Raw genomic sequence first — 17,712 nt, forward strand, 5'->3', positions numbered from 1 at the left:
CAATGCAGCTTGTACCACCGCCCTCCGCTGGGCTATGGTTCGCCGATGCCTCGGGCCCTTGGGCTCATTCTTAGGTGTCTATTAAGCGAGGCAGTTCGTTCTCATGGGGACTACTCAATGCTATTCAAACGCGTCAAGCCACTCGACCAGATTCTCGCCACGGCGGAAAAGAAAGCGCTCACTCGACAGCTTGGCGCGTTCCAGCTCACCATGCTCGGCATGGGTGCGATCATCGGCACCGGCATCTTCGTACTTACTGCGGAAGCCGGTCAGAAGGCCGGTCCCGGCATGATGATCTCGTTCGTGATTGCCGCAGTCGTCTGCGCGCTGGCCGCACTGGCCTATGCAGAACTTGCATCGATGGTGCCGGTGGCCGGCTCCGCTTACACCTACACCTATGGCGTGCTCGGTGAAGGCCTGGCCTGGATCGTCGGCTGGGCGCTGGTGCTTGAATACACGATCGCGGCCAGTACCGTGTGCGTGGGCTGGTCCGGCTACATGAACGGCCTGCTCGCCAATCATGGACTCGGTTTGCCAGCCTTCCTGCGCGCCGGTCCGATGGATGGCGGCATGTTCAATCTGCTGGCCTTCCTTATCGGCGCCGTGGTCACTTTCCTGCTGATCATCGGTACGTCGAAGTCCGCCAAAGTCAATTCGATTCTGGTGCTGATCAAAGTCATCGCCTTGACTGTCTTCATCGTCATCGCCCTGCCCAAGGTGCAAGACACCAACTTCCATCCTTTCACTCCCAACGGCTGGGGCAGCCCGATGGGTGGCATCGGCGTGCTGGGGGCGGCCGCCTCCATCGTCTTCGCCTACATAGGTTTCGACGCCGTTTCCACCGCTGCCGAGGAAACCAAGAACCCCAATCGGAACATCCCCATCGGCCTGATCGGTTCGCTCGGCATCTGCACTGTCTACTACTTGTTGGTGAGCTATGGCGCGATTGGTTCGGTAGGTGCGCAGCCGGTAACCGGTCCCGGCGGCATCATGCTGCAGCCAGGCACGCCGGAAATGGCGGAAGCCTGCAATGGCTCCGCCGCACTGGTATGCAGCAAGGAAGCGCTTGCGCATGCCCTGCGCGTGCTGCACCACAACTGGTGGGGTGACGTGATCGGCGCGGCAGCGAGCATTGCGTTGCCTTCGGTGATCCTCACCATGACCTACGGCCAGACGCGCATCTTCTTCACCATGGCGCGCGACGGCCTGCTCCCCGCATCATTCTCCAAGATCCATCCACGTTTCCACACGCCGCACGTGATCACACTGACCACCGGCCTGTTCGTATCGCTGTTCGGCGCGATCTATCCTGTCGGTCAACTTGCCGACATCACCAACTCGGGCACGCTGTTCGCGTTCATGATGGTAGCCGTCGGCGTGATGGTGCTGCGCGTGACGCAACCTGATCGCAAGCGTCCGTTCCGCACGCCACTGGTGTGGGTGGTGTGTCCGCTCGCAGTGGCGGGTTGCCTGCTGCTTTTCGTCAACCTGCCGCTGAGGACGCTGGAAGTGTTCTTCGGCTGGGGTATCGTTGGCCTGGTGGTGTACTACCTGTATGGCCGTCGCAAGAGTCATCTGGCCAACGGCACCGAACCTGCCTGAGGTCGTGCGCCACGCTATAAAGTGAATCCGGTCCGGCACGGTGTACAACACCGTGCCGACTTTCTTTCAGGGGACCCTATGCTGAAACAGCTGTTCGCCCGCAAAACCGATTTTTCCGAGGATGAGAACGCGCACGGCCCAAGCCTGCGCCGGACACTCGGTCCCTGGGGCATTACCGCATTGGGTATTGGTGCCGTCATCGGCACCGGCATTTTCGTGGTGACAGGTCAGGCGGCGGCGGATCATGCAGGGCCGGCGGTACTCATCTCCTTCATCCTGGCCGCGATCTGCAGCGGCTTCACCGCGCTTTGCTATTCGGAATTCGCCACGCTGATTCCGATTTCCGGCAGTTCCTATTCCTATGCCTACGCCACACTCGGCGAATCGGTAGCGTGGTTCATCGGCTGGAACATGGTGCTGGAATACGGCATTTCCGCGTCAGCCGTGGCGACGAGTTGGACCGGCTATTTCGTCAGCCTGCTCGATCACGTCGGTATCGAACTGCCGGCCACGCTAACGGATGCCCCATTCGCTTACACCAACGGCACGCTTGTCAGCACGGGCCACCTGTTCAATCTGCCTGCTGTCGCCATCGTGCTGGCATTGACCTGGGTGTGCTATATCGGCATCCGCGAATCTGCCGGCATCAACTTCCTGATGGTGTTGCTGAAGGTCGGCCTGATCATTGTGGTTGTGGTTGCCGGTTATCGCTACGTCAACCCGGCCAACTGGCATCCCTTCATTCCACCCTCCCAAGGTGAGCACAAATACGGTTGGGACGGCATCCTGCGCGGTGCAGGCATGGTGTTCTTTGCTTATATCGGCTTTGAGGCAACCTCGACCGCCGCGCAAGAATGCAAGAATCCGCAGCGCGATCTGCCATTTGGCACGCTGGTGTCACTGGTGATCTGCACCGTGCTGTACCTGGCGATGGCCGCCGTACTGACTGGACTCATTCCTTACACGCAACTTGGCACCGCCGAGCCGGTCGTCACGGCGATCAAGGTGCACCCCGAACTCGGTTGGCTGCGCCTGATCGTGGAAATCGGCGCCATGATCGGCCTGTCGTCCGTGATCCTGGTGATGATCATCGCGCAACCGCGCATCTTCATGATCATGGCGCGTGATGGACTGTTGCCGCGCGTGTTCAGCCGTATCCATCCGCGTCATCGCACGCCGCACATCAACACGCTCATCACGGGCGGGAGCATTGCGTTGCTTTCCGCCATATTCCCGCTCGATCTGCTCGCGAACCTCACCTCCATGGGTACGCTGATCGCCTTCGTTGCCGTGTGCGCAGGCGTGTTGATCCTGCGCTACACCTCGCCGGAGTTGCCGCGCACGTTCCGGGTGCCGTGGGCTCCGGTGATCTGTGTTGCCGGCGTGCTGAGCTGCGGGGGCTTGCTGGCCACGTTTGACTGGTTCAACTGGGCGTTGATGGTGGTCTGGACGCTGTTCGGCTTTGCGATTTATTTCACCTATGGGGTTCGCCATAGTCGGCTGCGAATTGCCAATGATTCAATAAAGAGCCAAACGTCGGCAATTTGACGCGATCTGCGGTCAGGTGCCGCGAACTTCCGCCAAACTGCCGCTAACGACGTTTTAATGAACTAAATGTTGAATCATCGATTTATCTCTTAACTATTTGAATTTAAAGAATAAATTTTTTTGACCATACAAATTTCCTGCCCCACCCCGCCGCATTTCGGTCAACCGGAGTATCATCGGTGGCCCGTGGGTTGATCACTTGGCAGTGGGCCCCGGATCGCGACCCGGCGCGTCAGGCCAGTTAGCTCCTCGTCCTGACGCGTCCGGGAAGCACCTTTCAGCAACACCCCTTCGTTTCTTTTACAAACGCCTGTCTCGTACAGGCGTTTTTTTATGCGCGCATTTTTTTATGGACACGTTCGTACAAACGAAAAGGCCGGCGCGAGGCCGGCCTTGCCAACGTCAAGCAAAGCGTCACGCTTGCTTGGCAGTGTGCGAGATGCACCATCCCTTCGCCGACACCGCTTTGCCTGGAAACAGCTGACACGGTCCGTAACCTGTCGCACCGCCGGTGTAAAACTGACAGTTGGCGCATGTATCGCCAGCCTTGTGCTTGGGGTCCTTGGTGGTCGAGGCGTCGTCGACGTAGCCGAGCGCCTTGGCTGTCGGATCAGCGTCGGAAACGTGCGGCAGATCATCGGCGCGTGCGACACGCGGCAATCCGCTCACCAGCATCGCCGCGGCGGCGCTACCTGCTGCAAACTTGAGGAAACGACGGCGTGCTTCGATATCTTCTCGTTCTGACATAACCACCCTCATGGCACGTTGTTCGCCGCGGGGCTGCGGCGATGCTTTCGGCATCCTAACGCCACGCACCATGCCGAAGCCTTTTCGCGAATAACTCGCATTTCGCCAGTTCCCGTCCATGCTATAGTCGCCGCTCATTTGGACGTCCATTTGCCATGAGCCAAGATCTGCCCGTCTCCATTCCCGCCGCGCTTTTCTACGAACGTGCCGACGCCATCGCCGACGCTGCGCGTGAACTTGCGCAACACGGCTGGACGCCCGCAACCAGCAGCAATTTTTCGATGCGTGTCGATGACGATCACGCAGCGATAACAATCTCCGGACGCGACAAAGGCAAGCTTGGACGCGACGACATCATGTTGGTGGATATGCAAGGCAAAGCCGTCGGCACTGCCTCGCGCCCCAGTGCAGAAACCGAATTGCACACCCAGGTATATCGCCGTTGGCCCGATGTGAATGTAGTGCTGCATACGCACTCGCGCACGCAAAGCGTCGCATCGCGCCTGTTCGCCGCCGATCAGGTGATCCGGCTGGAAGGCTGGGAATTGCAGAAAGCGATCCGCGGCCATACCACACACGAAAGCGTGCTGAACATCCCCGTCTTCCCCAACACGCAACATATGCCCGAACTGGTGGCGCAGGTGGATGCCTGGATCGATTCCGGCAAACCGCTGCACGCCTACTTGATCAATGGCCACGGCATCTATACGTGGGGTCATGACATGGCCGAAGCGCGCCGCCATCTGGAGGCGCTGGAATTCCTGCTCGGCTGCGAACTGGACTTGAGGAGACTGAACGCATGAGCCGCCTGCGCATTTTCGACGAGCGCCACCCGCAAAGCCCGCTATCGGTGCACGAGGATGACTCTGGCATCGCTCGCGAGCTGGGCAAAGTGGGCGTGCGCTTCGAGCAATGGGAAGCGAACCAGCCGGTTGCACCCGGTGCCGGCCAGGACGAAGTCATCGCCGCCTACCGTGCCGACATCGATCGCCTGATGCGCGAAGAAGGTTACCAATCGGTCGACGTGATCAGCTTGACGCCAGACCACCCCGACCGCGCCGCGCTGCGCCAGAAGTTCCTCAGCGAGCACACGCACAGCGAAGACGAAGTGCGCTTCTTTGTCGCCGGCGCGGGGCAGTTCACCCTGCACATCGGCGACAAGGTTTATGACGTCCTGTGCGAACAGGGCGATCTAATCGGCGTCCCCGACAGCACCCGTCACTGGTTCGACATGAGCGAGTCGCCCTACTTCGTGGCTATCCGCCTGTTCACCAACAAGGAAGGCTGGGTAGCCAATTTCACCGGATCGGACATTGCAGGGCAGTTCCCGCGGATGCAGCCGTTGGCGACCGCGGCGTAAGCCGCGGCGCAAACCCAGCATTCGGGCGTATGTGCATGGCAATGCTGGGATTTGCATCCCAGCCCAGGAAATCAACCGCTTGCGCCCACGCAAGCCCACGCTAAGCTTGGGAGCCCCCATCCCCCGATGCTCCCATGACCGCCATCCGCGCCATCGTCACCGATATCGAAGGAACCACCAGCTCGATCAGCTTCGTCAAGGACGTGCTGTTTCCCTACGCCCGCCAACGCCTGCCGGCCTATGTGGAAACCCATGGCGACACGTCCGAAGTGCAGCACTGGCTGCACGAAGCCGCCAAGGAAGCCGATATCGTGGAGGCAACCCGGCAGGAGATCATCGAGCTGCTGCTGGGCTGGATCGACGAGGACCGCAAATCCACCGCCCTCAAGGCCCTGCAGGGCATGATCTGGCAGGAAGGCTACGAATCCGGCGAATACCGCGCGCACATGTATCCGGAAGTCGCCTCGCGCCTGCACGCGTGGCGCGGCGAGGGGCTGCATCTGTACGTGTACTCCTCAGGCTCGGTGCAAGCGCAGAAGCTGTTCTTCCGCTACAGCGAATCGGGCGATCTCACCCCGCTATTCGCCGGTTACTTCGACACCGAGACTGGCCCCAAGCGTGAGCAGGTCTCCTACCAGCGCATCGTAGAAGCCATCGGTGAGCGGCCCGAGCACGTGTTGTTCCTGTCTGACGTGGTGCAGGAACTCGACGCTGCACGCGCCGCCGGCCTGCATACCGGCTGGCTGCTGCGTCCACCGCTGGAGGTTCCGCCCCAGCCTGCGCATCCTGCCTACGCCAGCTTCGACGCCATCCAGCCCTGAGCGTGAGTTCGCCATGCGCATGCGCACCCTACTAACCGCCTTGCTCTCCTTCGCCGCCGGCGTGCTGGTGATGTTGCTGGTGACCGGCCACCGGGCGCCGCCCAACCAGGAAAAACCAAGCGTGGCAGCCAGCAGCAGTGCAGCGCCGGCGCCCGCCTCGTCCAGTAGCGATACGGACGATAACGATGACAACGATAACTGGCCTAGCCAGGGCCCTTCGCCTGAGCAGGTGATCTACTCGCAGCCGACCATGGTCAGCCAAGCGGTGTCGAAACTCTCGCCGCGCGTACCCGACAAGACCAACCTCTACTTGGTCACCTTTGCCGGCGATGGCGGCGAGGACGTGTTCCGCAACGAAGCCGAATACGCCGCACAGCTATTCACCCAGCGCTTCGGCCCGACCGCCCATGCCGTGGTGCTGGAAAACAACCCCACCACCTTGCAATCGCACCCGCTGGCCAGCTGGAGCAATCTCGAAGCCACGCTCGATCAACTCACCACCGTGATGAAACCAGACCAGGACATCCTGGTGCTGTACATGACCTCACACGGCGATGAAGACCACAACCTGCTGGTCGATATGGATCCACTGCCGCTGGACCAGATCGGCGCGCCCGATCTTGCCGGTATTCTGAAAAAGCGCGCGTTCAAATGGAAAGTGGTGGTGGTAAACGCCTGCTACTCCGGCGGCTTCGTGCCCGACCTGCGTGGCCCAGGCACGCTGGTGCTAACCGCAGCCCGCACGGATCGCAGCTCCTTCGGCTGCGGCAGCGATTCCGATATCACCTACTTCGGCAAGGCCTGGCTGGTGGATGCGCTGAACAAGACAGACAACCTCGTCGACGCCTTTCAGATCGCCAAGCGCGATATTTCCGGTTGGGAGGCTCAGGACAAGCTCACACCGTCCGAGCCGCAGATGGATGTTGGTGCGGGCATTGCCCAGCAGTTGGAAGCATGGCGCAAGGAAGTGGCGCCAGCACCGGCCGTGCCATTCATGCCACCGCCGCCATCGGCTAGCAATGCGAGTGCCCAGTAGGTTGGTTGGGGTGCAAACCCCAACATCCGGATGTGTGTGCAAGGCCATGTTGGGATTTACACCCCAACCAACAAACTTACGCAGCCCAGCATTCGCGGAAATGGCGGCAGTAAAGATTACCCATGCCGCTCCACCAACACCTGCGCCACATCAGCAAGCCCAAATCCCCGTGCACGCAGCAACACGGTGAGATGAAACACCAGATCGGCCGCTTCGCCCAGCAACTCATCATCCCCCTGTGCCACGGCAGCAAGCGCCGTCTCTACGCCTTCCTCGCCCACTTTCTGCGCAATCCGTCGCGTGCCACCCTCGAATAATTTCGTGGTGTAGCTGTCCTGGGGCAACTCCCTTTTCCGGCTTTCCACCAACGCATCCAATTGCGCCAGAAAACCCAGTGGCGGTCGCACTTCATTGCCGAAACAGCTGCGAGTGCCAAGATGGCAGGTCGGCCCATGCGGATCGGCCAGCACCAGCAAGGTATCGCCATCACAATCAGCACGAATCGACTTCACGTGCAGCACGTGCCCCGAGCTTTCGCCCTTGGTCCACAAGCGCTGCTTGCTACGGCTGTAGAACGTCACCTTGCTGCTGGTCTGGGTAAGAGCCAGCGCCTTGGCGTCCATATAACCAAGCATCAACACCTCGCCGGTTAACCAGTGCTGCACGATGGCGGGCACCAGTCCATCTGACTTTTCCCAGTCGATCTGGCTCAGATCAAGCGAATCAAAATTGCTCACGGTTTCACTCATGGTCGACTGTCTCTTGCAAGCGAATCACGATGCCTTCCCGCTGCAAATAACGCTTGAGTTCGGGAATGGCGATGGCGCCGCCATGGAAAACGCTGGCCGCCAAAGCACCATCAACACGAGCCTGCGTGAATGCGTCGCGAAAATGCGTCATAGCCCCCGCACCGCCCGATGCAATCAGCGGCACCGTGCACCCTTTTCGCGCTGCCGTCAGCTGTACCAAGTCATAACCTTCACGCACGCCATCCGTGTCCATGCAATTGAGCACGATCTCGCCCGCACCACGACGCTGCGCCTCCATCATCCAGTCCAGCGTGCGACGTGCCAGCGAACGCGTCTTGGACGGATCGCCGGTGTACTGGCGCACACGCCACTCGCCATCCGCATCACGCATGGAATCGATACCCACCACCACGCACTGCACGCCGAACGCTGCCGCCAATTCGTCGATCAGCTCAGGGCGTTCCAATGCTGGCGAGTTGATCGAAACCTTGTCTGCGCCCGCATGCAACACCTCGCGCGCATCCGCGACCGAGCGGATACCACCCGCCACGCAGAAGGGAATATCGATCTCACGCGCGACACGCTCCACCCAGCCGCGATCCACGCGACGCCCTTCCGGACTGGCGGTGATGTCGTAGAACACCAGTTCGTCGGCGCCTTCATCGCGATAGCGCAAGGCCAGCTCGACAATTTCGCCCATCACCACGTGATCGCGAAAACGCACGCCTTTGACGACCTTGCCGTCGCGCACGTCCAGGCAGGGAATGATGCGGCGACTCAGCATGCCAAAGCGTCCTCCAGCGTAAAGCGCTGTTCCAGCAAGGCGCGTCCAAGAATCACCCCCCGTGCACCAGCGTCGCGTGCCGCGCGGATATCATCCAATGAACGCACGCCACCGGAGGCCTGCACCGCCAGCTGCGGAACGGTTTGCGCCAGATGCCGGTAAAGCTCCAGATTGAAACCGGCCAGCATGCCATCCCGCTCGATATCCGTGCACAGCAGATGACGCGCACCGCGCGCGGCATACCACGGTGCCAGTTCGTCCAAAGTACGCGCTTCGTCTTCCGTCCAGCCGGCACTCGGCAAGGTCCAACGATTCTCACGACGGCGGGTATCCAGCGCGATGGTGAAACCTTCTTCACCGTATATGTTCAGCCACTCCACCACACGCTCCGGCTCGCGAATGGCAACACTGCCTACCACGACCCGGCTTACACCTGCATCGAACAACCGGCGTACGTCATCGTCTGCACGCACACCGCCCCCCGCTTGCACCTGCATGCCGGCTTTAACCAGCGCTTCGATAACCGAGAGATTGGCCAGATTACCTGCACGCGCACCGTCGAGATCCACCACGTGCAGCCAGCGTGCACCAGCCTGTGCATATCTGGCAGCCAGATCACTCGGCGCAGAGGCGTATTGCGTTTCTTGCGCGTAATCGCCCTGTCGCAAGCGGACTACTTGGCCACCGCGCAGGTCGATGGCAGGGATGACTTCAAAATTCATGCTGATCAGCTCTTAAATTCCCTATGCAAAGAGACACAGGCTCTACACGCATCCGACAACGCTCAATCCTGCCCGGCCGTCATTCCCGCGAAAGCGGGAATCCATCTTGCTCTGATGCCTCCGTGAAAATGGATTCCCGCTTTCGCGGGAATGACGGCCTTCTTGTACCGATGAGCCTTCCGGGTTCATCAAAGCTCAAGAAAATTCTTCAACAGCTTCGCCCCCACCCTTGCCGAGCGCTCCGGATGAAACTGCATCCCATGAAAATTCCCGCTCGCGATCACCGCCGAAAACAGGCCACCGTAATCGCTGCTCACCAAGGTGTACTTACCCGTCGGCACCGCATAGCTGTGAACAAAGTAGGCCCAATCGCCCTCTTCCAGATTTTTGAGCAACGGATGGCTGCTCACCGGCGACAGGCGATTCCAACCCATATGCGGTACACACCGTTCCGGCGTTTCCTCGAACTTGTGAACACTGGCAGGGATCACCCCCAGGCAAGCGGTGTCACTTTCCTCGGAGTGCTCACACAACAGTTGCATCCCCAGGCACACACCCAACACCGGCTGCGTCAGCGAACGAATCACATCCACCAGGCCCAGCTCGCGCAATCGCGCCATGCCCGGCGCCGCCGCACCGACGCCAGGCAGAATGACCTTGTCCGCTGCCCGAATACTTTTGGCATCAGCCGTCAACGCGGCATCCACGCCAAGCCGCTGCAAGGCATAACGCACCGAACCGATATTGGTACCGCCGGCATCGACCAGCACCACACTCATTACAAGGCCCCCTTGGTACTTGGCAATTCATCGCCTTCGCGGCGGATCGCCTGGCGCAAGGCACGCGCGGTCACCTTGAAGCAGGCTTCCACCATATGGTGCGCGTTCTCACCCTGCACGCTTAGACGCAGATTGGCACCGAGCGTGTCGCACAGTGAACGGAAGAAGTGCGGTACCAGTTCGGTAGGCACATCGCCCACGCGTTCGCGCGGAAACTGGCCTTCAAACACGAAGTACGGGCGGCCCGAGAGGTCCAGCGCGGCACTGGCCAGCGACTCGTCCATCGGCAGCGTAAAGCCATAACGGCCGATACCGCGCTTGTCACCCAACGCCTGGCGCAAGGCTTGACCCAAAGCGAGCGCGCAATCCTCGATGGTGTGGTGCTCATCCACCTTGGTGTCGCCATCGCATTGAAGACTGAGCGCGAAACCGCCGTGCTTGCCGATCTGCTCCAGCATATGGTCGAAAAAGCCCAAGCCCGTATGCGCCACCGGTTCCGTCTGCGCATCCAAATCCACTCGCACCTTGATGCGTGTTTCCTTCGTATTGCGCACTACCTCCGCAATACGCGGCCGATCGAGCAATTGATGCGCGACGGCTTCCCAACTGATGCCGTTCGGCCCGACACGAAAACCACGCACACCCATGTTGGCCGCAAACAGCAGATCCGTCTCACGGTCGCCTACCATCGCGGATTCGGCACGCGTCCAGCCGTCGTCGGCCAGATAGTCGCGCATCATGCCAATGCCTGGCTTGCGCGTATCCAGTCTTTCGTGCGGGAAACTACGATCGATCAGCACTTCGCGAAAACGCACGCCTTGCGAGGCAAAGATACGCATCAGGAGATTGTGTGGCCCCTCGAAATGCGCCTGCGGAAAGCTGTCGGTGCCCAGACCATCCTGATTGGTCACCATCACCAATTCATAGCCAGCCGCCACGATACGCTGCAGGGCTGCGATCACACCCGGCAAAAGGGCGAGCTTTTCGTAGCTATCAATTTGCTCGTCAGCCGGCTCTTCAATCAGGCAGCCATCACGGTCAACAAATAATATCTTGCGGCTCATCTCATTACCTTATGCCGATCCATCGGCAAAACGCCGGTCATCGACCATGCTCTTTAAAATAGCCAGCACCTTGGCGTTCTCGTCAGGCGTACCGATCGTGATACGCAGCGCATCCTGCAACTTGGGATAGCGGCGCACATCGCGCACCACGATGCCAGCCTGCAGCAAGCGCTGGTAAACCGCACCCGCATCATCGAAGCGCACAGCAAGAAAATTCGCATCGGAAGACAGCACTTCCCGCACACCTGGCAACTCGGCCAGCGAGCGGCGCATGAAGGCGCGCTGCTCACGCACGATCTGGATATGCGCGCTTGCCGCAGCCTGTCCCGATGGCGAGAGCGCCGCCAGCGCTGCCGCAACACAAGGCAACGGCAGCGGATACGGCGGCATGATTCGCCTGAGCAGCGCAATCACTTCTGGATTTGCCAGCAGACTGCCGATGCGCGCACCAGCCAGCGCCCATGCCTTGGACAAGGTACGCAACACGGCAAGATGTTCGTAGCGGTCAATCAGTTCGATCGCGCTCGTTTGATCGGAAAACTCGATATAAGCCTCATCCACGACCAGCAAGGCTTTACCAACCAGGGCCTGCGCTACCTGTTCGATATCCGCAAGCGACATCGACTTGCCGCTGGGATTGTTCGGCGTGCAGAGAAACACCAGCTTTACTGCCGGCGTGATCGCAGCAAGCAGAGCGGGAATATCGAGGCTGAAGTCATCGGCCAGTTGCACGTCGATCACCACAGCATTTTGAATGCGCGCGCAGACGGCATACATGCCGAAGGTTGGCGGCTGGATCACGATCGCATCCTGCCCAGCGCGGCAAAAAGCGCGAACCAGCAAATCGATCGCTTCGTCACTGCCACGCCCCACCAGCAATTGCTCGGTCCGTATGCCGTAGAGCATGGCCAAGGCTTGTAGCAAGGCCTGCGGCTGCGGATCAGGGTAGCGATTGCATCCTGCGCCCGCCTCGCCGGTCGGTTCCCAGGCGGATTCATTCGCATTGAGCATGACCTGCCCGCCGCTTGCCTCCGTACGTGCCGAGGAATACGGCTGCATCGTGCGAATTTCCGGTCGTGCCAGATCCAGGACACTCATAGACGAGTCCCCAGCGCAGCCAAACGAAGCGTGACGGCACGGCGATGCGCCTCAAGCTGCTCCGCGGCGGCCAACGTGGCCGTGCACGGACCTATCGCGCGCAAGCCATTGGGGTCCAGTTCCTGTACCGTAATCTGCTTCAGATAGCTGGCCACCGACACACCGCTGTAGCTGCGCGCGTAACCATACGTCGGCAATACGTGGTTGCTGCCGCTGCAGTAATCGCCCACGGATTCAGGCGTCCATGCGCCCACAAAAATGGAACCCGCGCTTTCGATGCTGGCCACCAGCTCGCGTGCGTTATTCACTTGCAGAATCAAATGCTCTGGTGCATAGCGATTGCTGACTTCGACAGCCTGGGCCAGCGATTGAACTTCAATCAGACGGCTTTGCGCCAAGGCCTGCTCCGCGATGGCGCCGCGCGGCAATTGCGCGCACTGGCGATCCACTTCTTCAGCCACTTTATCGAGCAACGCCGCAGACGGGCTGACCAGCACTACCTGTGAATCCGGCCCGTGCTCGGCTTGCGACAGCAGATCCGCCGCCACGAACACGGGATTGGCCTGGGCGTCGGCAATCACTAGTACTTCGGAAGGTCCGGCGGGCATATCGATGGCCGCGCCGTTAGGGTCGGACGATACCTGCAGCTTCGCCTCAGTCACCCACGCGTTGCCCGGACCAAACAGCTTGTCGCAACGCGGTACGCTCTCGGTGCCATAAGCCATCGCCGCAATCGCCTGCGCACCGCCAAGTTTGAATATGCGATGCACGCCTACCGTGCGTGCAGCAAACAATACGGCTTCATCGCATGTGCCATCCGCACGTGCCGGCGAACACAACACCACTTCGCGGCAACCTGCAATGCGCGCGGGCACACCCAGCATCAGCGCAGTGGAAGGTAAAGGCGCGCTGCCAGCCGGCACATACAAGCCAACACGATTGATGGGGCGAAGAATGCGTTCCACGCGTACGCCCACAGCGGTATTCACACCGATCGGCTGTGGCGCGGCGGCGCTATGAAAGGATTCGATGCGCGCAGCGGCCTCACGGATGGCCGCTTTCAATTCCGGCGCCAGCTTGACCTCGGCTGCCGCGAATTCTGCTTCGCTGACCTCGATGGCATCCAGCGTGCAGCGGTCATAACGCGTAGAAAGCTCGCGCAAGGCCGTATCGCCTTTGGCACGCACTTCCGCAATGATCCGCTCCACACCGTGGCGCAGCTCCTCCGCACGTGATTGTGCAGGCCGCGCCAGTGCGTCGTTACGCTCGGCGTCGTTCAACGTATTCCAATCGATTCGCTTCATCCCAAACGTCTCAAGCAAGCATCTTCTCGACCGGCAGCACGAACATCTCGCGCGCACCGGCCTTCTTGATTTCTTCCAATTGCCGCCAGCTCACTTCACCTGCGCACAAGGCCTGCAGCATCAGTTGATCGGGTTGCCCAGCCACCGGCAACAAGGTGGGCTGCGGACCACCCGGCAACAGACGGGTTACCGCATCGAGCGTGTTGCGTGAGGTCTGAAGCAGCAGCAGTCGTGATTCACGCACCTGGATCACGCCGTCCAAACGCTTGAGCAGCAGCTCGATCATGTCGCCACGCTCGTCGGTGGGCAGCGCATCCGGGCCGGCCAGCACGGCTTCGCTCTGCAGCAACACGTCGGTTTCGCGCAATTGATTGGCGACCAGCGTGCCGCCGCTTTGCACGAGATCGCAGATCACATCGGCCGTGCCAAGCTTGGGCGCAATTTCCACCGAGCCGGCCAAGGTAATGGTGGTGGCCACCACACCCTGCTCCCGCAGCCAGGTGCCAAGCAGCCCTGGATACGACGTCGCAATGCGCAGCCCGGAAAGATCATTCGGCCCGTTGTATGCCACATCCTGCGGCACGGCGATGGAAAGACGGCAGCGGCCAAAGCCCAGCGACCGCCATTCCGTCAGCGTCGCAGCGCCGTCGCCGGCAGTGCCTTTGAACTCATTGAGCACATTGCGCCCGACGATGCCGAGATCGCATACGCCCTGGGCAATCAATCCAGGAATGTCGTCATCGCGCACCAGCAAGAGGTCCACCGGCTCGCCCTCACCGAAGCAGAACAGCTTGTCGCGGCTCTGACGAAAGGTAAGGCCACAGCGATTGAGCAGATCCAGCGCCGGCTCGGTCAACCGGCCGGATTTCTGCATGGCGATACGCAAACGATCCCGCGGCTTCATGCGCGCGCCCTTTTTGCTGCCGCACGAGCACGCGTCGCACGCGCCGCCGCAGCGAGATACCCGCCACTACCTTGGTTGAGATAACGCGCTACGCGCCCGATGGTGGTGATGCTCACCGCAGTGCGATCGTGAATCTCGCGATAGGACACCCCTTCCAGCAGATATGGCACCACCCGCCAACGATCGACCAGTACCTCCAGCTCGGCCGGCGTACACAGGTCGTTGAGGAAAGCATTCATTTCCTCGGCGTTCTTCAGCGAGAGCAAGGCGCGGCACAGGCTGAGCCTGGCGGACTCTTCCGGGGTTTCGGGATCGATCGATCGGCGCTTCATAGTGTACTAACGCGTTAACACAGTGGAACGCATTCTAGCGACCCGACGTGACCGACGCAAGTTCGTAGATTGGGGTGAAAACCCCAACATCAGGACGCATGAGCGTGGCGACGTTGGGGTTTTCACCCCAACCTACGAAAGGCAACCGGCATCTGTATCATTCAGGGTTGAGCGGCCATCCCTACCGCCTTGACATGGAGACGTTATGAATAACGGCGCTGCTTCCCCAACGACGCGCTATGCCGCCCATCTGATGACCGTTGCGGTCATTGCATTTGCCGCCATCTGCGGTGCCGCGCAGTTCTGGCGCACGGACCTGGATCCCATCGCCGTGCCACTAAGCATCTATCTCACCGGCCCTGGCGGTGCGTACGTGCGCATGACGTACTACTTGATGGGCATTGCGCTGATCTTCTTTGCCGTAAGCAGCTATCGCGCCACCGCAGTGCCGTTGCGTAGTGGCTTGGCACTCGTGCTGTTCGCCGTGCCCGGACTGTTGCTACCCATCGTGGCAGCTACCGAACTATTCAAAGACACGCCCTATGAAGGCCAGGCTGCCTTGATTCACGGCCTGGCAGCGCAGTCCACTTTTCTGACACTGAGCTTCGGCATGCTGCTGCTTTCCAGCCGCTGGCGCCGCGATCCGCGCCTGCGCGCAAGCCGCTACCTGGGCGTGTCGCTCGCCTGGCTGGCCACGGCCATACTCTGGCTGCAAACCTTCATGCGCACGCTTCCGCATGGGCTGATGCAGAAGCTGCTGATCGTATTGATCCTGCTGTGGCTGGCCTGGGCTGCACGCCAATTGCTGCGTGCAGCCCGGCCACGGTACGCAGGCGTTTAAGCGCTTGCGAACGCGCGCTGCTGCACCAGCTCGCAGACGGTACGCACATCCCCATCCATCGCACGGTCGCGATGGATGAAGCTGATCCGCCCGCGCAGCGTTTCATAAGCCTTGCGCACGGATTCACCCGCATGGAATTCGCCGACTTCGGCCAGCGCGGCAGTCAACTGCTTCACTTCTTCCACGAACTGCGCATAGTGCGCATGATCCTCGCGCGGCGCGTTGTTCACCTTGGAGGCCAGCGCCTGCCAATCGCCACGCGCGGCAAGGCGGCGGGCAGCGTTGAGCATTTCCTGGCGGTAGTCCAGCGCCTGGGCGGCGGTGTAGAGCTCCAGCGCCAGCACATGGCTGAGGTCTTCAGTCATCTCAAGCACGTGGCGTGCTTCGTTGGCGCCCATGGAAACATGGTCTTCGGCATTCGCGCTGGTCGGTACCGAATACACACTGGCCGGATGCGCGCGCGTGGCCAGATCATTCACCAGCGCCGCTGCCGTGTACTGCACGATCATGAAGCCCGAATCGGTGCCGTCTTCGTTGCCGGTAAGGAAAGCCGGTAAGCCATCATTGGTGGCCGGATCGACCAGCTTGTTGAGACGGCGCTCGGAAATCGAAGCCAGTACCGGAATCGCTGCCTTCACATAGCTCATCGCCAGCGCCAGCGGCATGCCGTGGAAGTGACCCGCCGAAATCACCTGCTCCTCGATATGCTGGGCATCGGTGTTATCCGGGAAGATCAGCGGGTTGTCGGTCACCGCATTCAACTCGATATCGATGATGCGGCAAGCCTGCGCCCAGGCATCGCGCACCGCGCCGTGCACCTGCGGCATGCAGCGCAGACAGTAGGCATCCTGCGGCTGATGCTTCTTGCCGCCCTTGAATGGCAGGAAGCGGCTGTAGAACGCCTCGCGGCCGTGACGCTGGTTGGCCGGCACCCAATCCCAGCCGATGTCGAAACTCAACGCGTGATCTTCCGGCGTGCTCCACGCTTCAGCACTCCAGGGACGGAAACGCGGCACCAAGTGATAAGGGATGTCGACCAGGGTGGAACCGGTGAGCAGGTCACGCACATGGTCGGCGGCATGCACCTGGCCCGGATGCGGACGTAGTGCATGCACTTCCGGACGCAAGGCGCCGCTGCGGCCGGCAAAGGCATCCAAGGTCATCGACGCGGCAAGGTCTGCCACGTTGAGCAGATATTCCAATGTATCCAACGCCAGCGCCGCGGTGGCCAGCATCTGCGCCGTGCCGTTGTTGAGCGCCAGGCCTTCCTTGAAGGAAAGACGAATCGGCTTCAGGCCCGCACGCTGCAGCGCTTCGGCACCCGGCAAACGTTCGCCCTTATAGAACGCCTCGCCACCACCAAGCAGCACGATCGCCAGATGGGAAAGCGGTGCCAGGTCGCCACTGGCACCAACGGAACCTTTCTCCGGCACCACCGGAATCACATCGCGGTTGAGCAATTCGGTCAGCGCCTCCAGCGTCTCGACGCGAATACCCGAATGGCCGCGCATCAGCGTGTTGATGCGGATCACCAACAACGCGCGTACTACCTCGGCAGAAAACGGCTTGCCCACGCATACGGCATGCGTGGTGATGAGATTGTGCTGCAACTCCTCCAGCAGCGTGCCTTCCGGCTTGTGCGGATTGCCGCCGGGCAACTCATCGCGCAAACGATAAGCACCCAGCAACTTGTCTGCATTGCTGCCGAAGCCGGTGGTCACACCGTAGATCGGCTCGCCGCAGCTCACCTTCTCCGACAGGAAATCCGCCGTGCGGCGCACGCGCGTGAGCTGTTCGGTATCAAGTCTTACACCGTAACCATGACGCGCCACAGCAACGAGTTGTTGGCGGCTGAGGCTATTACCGTCGAGGAGAATGGTTTGCTTCACAAGAACTCCAACGTGTTGTCGATGTCATGACTACGCGCAGTTGCGTAGGTTGGGTTAGCGCAGCGTAACCCAACATATTTGGGCGGCATTGTTGGGTTACGCTGCGCTAACCCAACCTACAATCGGCATTCC

Annotated in this window: 18 protein-coding genes; 7 read left to right on the forward strand and 11 right to left on the reverse strand. The window is 60.7% G+C overall.

Going from position 1 to position 17,712, the window contains the following annotated elements:
* Positions 1–117 precede the first annotated feature (117 nt).
* Complete coding sequence (locus IEX75_RS18220) at positions 118–1,602, forward strand: amino acid permease (RefSeq protein ID WP_188796355.1); 1,485 nt, start codon at positions 118–120, stop codon at positions 1,600–1,602.
* 78 nt (positions 1,603–1,680) lie between these two features.
* A complete protein-coding gene (locus IEX75_RS18225; RefSeq protein ID WP_188796357.1) occupies positions 1,681–3,150 on the forward strand; it encodes an amino acid permease in 1,470 nt (489 codons plus the stop codon).
* 414 nt (positions 3,151–3,564) lie between these two features.
* Here the strand turns inward: IEX75_RS18225 and IEX75_RS18230 are convergent, their stop codons facing one another.
* Positions 3,565–3,897 carry a high-potential iron-sulfur protein gene (locus tag IEX75_RS18230; RefSeq protein ID WP_188796358.1) on the reverse strand — a complete coding sequence of 111 codons (333 nt, stop codon included), beginning with the start codon at positions 3,895–3,897 and terminating at the stop codon, positions 3,565–3,567.
* 155 nt (positions 3,898–4,052) lie between these two features.
* Here IEX75_RS18230 and IEX75_RS18235 point away from each other — a divergent pair, with 155 nt between their 5' ends.
* The 4 genes from IEX75_RS18235 to IEX75_RS18250 all read left to right on the forward strand — a co-directional run bounded on the left by IEX75_RS18235 (position 4,053) and on the right by IEX75_RS18250 (position 7,114).
* Entirely contained in the window at positions 4,053–4,700 is a 648-nt protein-coding gene (locus IEX75_RS18235; protein ID WP_188796360.1) for a methylthioribulose 1-phosphate dehydratase, read from the forward strand.
* Positions 4,697–5,257: a 1,2-dihydroxy-3-keto-5-methylthiopentene dioxygenase gene (locus IEX75_RS18240; protein WP_188796362.1), complete on the forward strand. Its 561-nt coding sequence runs from the start codon at positions 4,697–4,699 to the stop codon at positions 5,255–5,257. The genes IEX75_RS18235 and IEX75_RS18240 overlap by 4 nt, the downstream gene beginning before the upstream one ends.
* 134 nt (positions 5,258–5,391) lie before the next feature.
* On the forward strand, positions 5,392–6,078 hold the full coding sequence (mtnC, locus tag IEX75_RS18245) for an acireductone synthase (protein ID WP_188796364.1): 687 nt from the start codon (positions 5,392–5,394) through the stop codon (positions 6,076–6,078).
* A gap of 19 nt (positions 6,079–6,097) precedes the next feature.
* A complete protein-coding gene (locus IEX75_RS18250) occupies positions 6,098–7,114 on the forward strand; it encodes a C13 family peptidase (RefSeq protein ID WP_188796609.1) in 1,017 nt (338 codons plus the stop codon).
* A 116-nt stretch (positions 7,115–7,230) separates the two neighbouring features.
* Here the strand turns inward: IEX75_RS18250 and hisIE are convergent, their stop codons facing one another.
* The 9 genes from hisIE to IEX75_RS18295 all read right to left on the reverse strand — a co-directional run bounded on the left by hisIE (position 7,231) and on the right by IEX75_RS18295 (position 14,850).
* Entirely contained in the window at positions 7,231–7,863 is a 633-nt protein-coding gene (gene hisIE / locus IEX75_RS18255; protein ID WP_188796366.1) for a bifunctional phosphoribosyl-AMP cyclohydrolase/phosphoribosyl-ATP diphosphatase HisIE, read from the reverse strand.
* Positions 7,856–8,647 carry an imidazole glycerol phosphate synthase subunit HisF gene (hisF, locus tag IEX75_RS18260; protein ID WP_188796368.1) on the reverse strand — a complete coding sequence of 264 codons (792 nt, stop codon included), beginning with the start codon at positions 8,645–8,647 and terminating at the stop codon, positions 7,856–7,858. Before hisF ends, hisIE begins: the two co-directional genes overlap by 8 nt.
* Positions 8,641–9,369 (reverse strand): 1-(5-phosphoribosyl)-5-[(5-phosphoribosylamino)methylideneamino]imidazole-4-carboxamide isomerase, encoded by a 729-nt coding sequence (gene hisA / locus IEX75_RS18265; protein WP_188796370.1) that lies wholly within the window; start codon positions 9,367–9,369, stop codon positions 8,641–8,643. Before hisA ends, hisF begins: the two co-directional genes overlap by 7 nt.
* A 188-nt stretch (positions 9,370–9,557) precedes the next feature.
* Positions 9,558–10,148: an imidazole glycerol phosphate synthase subunit HisH gene (hisH, locus tag IEX75_RS18270; protein WP_188796372.1), complete on the reverse strand. Its 591-nt coding sequence runs from the start codon at positions 10,146–10,148 to the stop codon at positions 9,558–9,560.
* Positions 10,148–11,212, reverse strand: a complete 1,065-nt coding sequence (gene hisB, locus IEX75_RS18275) for a bifunctional histidinol-phosphatase/imidazoleglycerol-phosphate dehydratase HisB (protein ID WP_188796374.1) — start codon at positions 11,210–11,212, stop codon at positions 10,148–10,150. Before hisB ends, hisH begins: the two co-directional genes overlap by 1 nt.
* Before the next feature lie 9 nt (positions 11,213–11,221).
* Entirely contained in the window at positions 11,222–12,310 is a 1,089-nt protein-coding gene (gene hisC / locus IEX75_RS18280; RefSeq protein WP_188796376.1) for a histidinol-phosphate transaminase, read from the reverse strand.
* Positions 12,307–13,614, reverse strand: coding sequence for a histidinol dehydrogenase (hisD, locus tag IEX75_RS18285; protein ID WP_188796378.1), 1,308 nt, complete (start codon positions 13,612–13,614; stop codon positions 12,307–12,309). Before hisD ends, hisC begins: the two co-directional genes overlap by 4 nt.
* A 10-nt stretch (positions 13,615–13,624) precedes the next feature.
* The gene (hisG, locus tag IEX75_RS18290; protein ID WP_188796380.1) at positions 13,625–14,518 is read right to left on the reverse strand and encodes an ATP phosphoribosyltransferase; all 894 of its coding nucleotides are present in this window, start codon (positions 14,516–14,518) and stop codon (positions 13,625–13,627) included.
* Entirely contained in the window at positions 14,515–14,850 is a 336-nt protein-coding gene (locus IEX75_RS18295) for a YerC/YecD family TrpR-related protein (protein ID WP_188796381.1), read from the reverse strand. The genes hisG and IEX75_RS18295 overlap by 4 nt, the downstream gene beginning before the upstream one ends.
* A 205-nt stretch (positions 14,851–15,055) precedes the next feature.
* On the opposite strand from IEX75_RS18295, the gene IEX75_RS18300 reads away from it, so the two are divergent.
* Complete coding sequence (locus tag IEX75_RS18300; protein WP_188796382.1) at positions 15,056–15,691, forward strand: DUF998 domain-containing protein; 636 nt, start codon at positions 15,056–15,058, stop codon at positions 15,689–15,691.
* Here the strand turns inward: IEX75_RS18300 and IEX75_RS18305 are convergent.
* A complete protein-coding gene (locus IEX75_RS18305) occupies positions 15,688–17,580 on the reverse strand; it encodes an HAL/PAL/TAL family ammonia-lyase (protein WP_188796383.1) in 1,893 nt (630 codons plus the stop codon). The two genes, IEX75_RS18300 and IEX75_RS18305, sit on opposite strands and share 4 nt — an antisense overlap.
* Between the last annotated feature and the right edge of the window lie 132 nt (positions 17,581–17,712).

It is taken from the genome of Dyella nitratireducens, from assembly GCF_014642835.1.
GTDB classification, from domain to species: Bacteria; Pseudomonadota; Gammaproteobacteria; order Xanthomonadales; family Rhodanobacteraceae; genus Dyella_B; species Dyella_B nitratireducens.

Excerpts from the sequence above, each read along its gene's own strand:
- IEX75_RS18220 (WP_188796355.1), top strand. The coding sequence starts at position 118 with ATGCTATTCAAACGCGTCAAGCCACTCGACCAGATTCTCGCCACGGCG.
- IEX75_RS18225 (WP_188796357.1), top strand. The coding sequence starts at position 1,681 with ATGCTGAAACAGCTGTTCGCCCGCAAAACCGATTTTTCCGAGGATGAG.
- IEX75_RS18230 (WP_188796358.1), bottom strand. The coding sequence starts at position 3,897 with ATGTCAGAACGAGAAGATATCGAAGCACGCCGTCGTTTCCTCAAGTTT.
- IEX75_RS18235 (WP_188796360.1), top strand. The coding sequence starts at position 4,053 with ATGAGCCAAGATCTGCCCGTCTCCATTCCCGCCGCGCTTTTCTACGAA.
- IEX75_RS18240 (WP_188796362.1), top strand. The coding sequence starts at position 4,697 with ATGAGCCGCCTGCGCATTTTCGACGAGCGCCACCCGCAAAGCCCGCTA.
- mtnC (WP_188796364.1), top strand. The coding sequence starts at position 5,392 with ATGACCGCCATCCGCGCCATCGTCACCGATATCGAAGGAACCACCAGC.
- IEX75_RS18250 (WP_188796609.1), top strand. The coding sequence starts at position 6,098 with ATGCGCACCCTACTAACCGCCTTGCTCTCCTTCGCCGCCGGCGTGCTG.
- hisIE (WP_188796366.1), bottom strand. The coding sequence starts at position 7,863 with ATGAGTGAAACCGTGAGCAATTTTGATTCGCTTGATCTGAGCCAGATC.
- hisF (WP_188796368.1), bottom strand. The coding sequence starts at position 8,647 with ATGCTGAGTCGCCGCATCATTCCCTGCCTGGACGTGCGCGACGGCAAG.
- hisA (WP_188796370.1), bottom strand. The coding sequence starts at position 9,369 with ATGAATTTTGAAGTCATCCCTGCCATCGACCTGCGCGGTGGCCAAGTA.
- hisH (WP_188796372.1), bottom strand. The coding sequence starts at position 10,148 with ATGAGTGTGGTGCTGGTCGATGCCGGCGGTACCAATATCGGTTCGGTG.
- hisB (WP_188796374.1), bottom strand. The coding sequence starts at position 11,212 with ATGAGCCGCAAGATATTATTTGTTGACCGTGATGGCTGCCTGATTGAA.
- hisC (WP_188796376.1), bottom strand. The coding sequence starts at position 12,310 with ATGAGTGTCCTGGATCTGGCACGACCGGAAATTCGCACGATGCAGCCG.
- hisD (WP_188796378.1), bottom strand. The coding sequence starts at position 13,614 with ATGAAGCGAATCGATTGGAATACGTTGAACGACGCCGAGCGTAACGAC.
- hisG (WP_188796380.1), bottom strand. The coding sequence starts at position 14,518 with ATGAAGCCGCGGGATCGTTTGCGTATCGCCATGCAGAAATCCGGCCGG.
- IEX75_RS18295 (WP_188796381.1), bottom strand. The coding sequence starts at position 14,850 with ATGAAGCGCCGATCGATCGATCCCGAAACCCCGGAAGAGTCCGCCAGG.
- IEX75_RS18300 (WP_188796382.1), top strand. The coding sequence starts at position 15,056 with ATGAATAACGGCGCTGCTTCCCCAACGACGCGCTATGCCGCCCATCTG.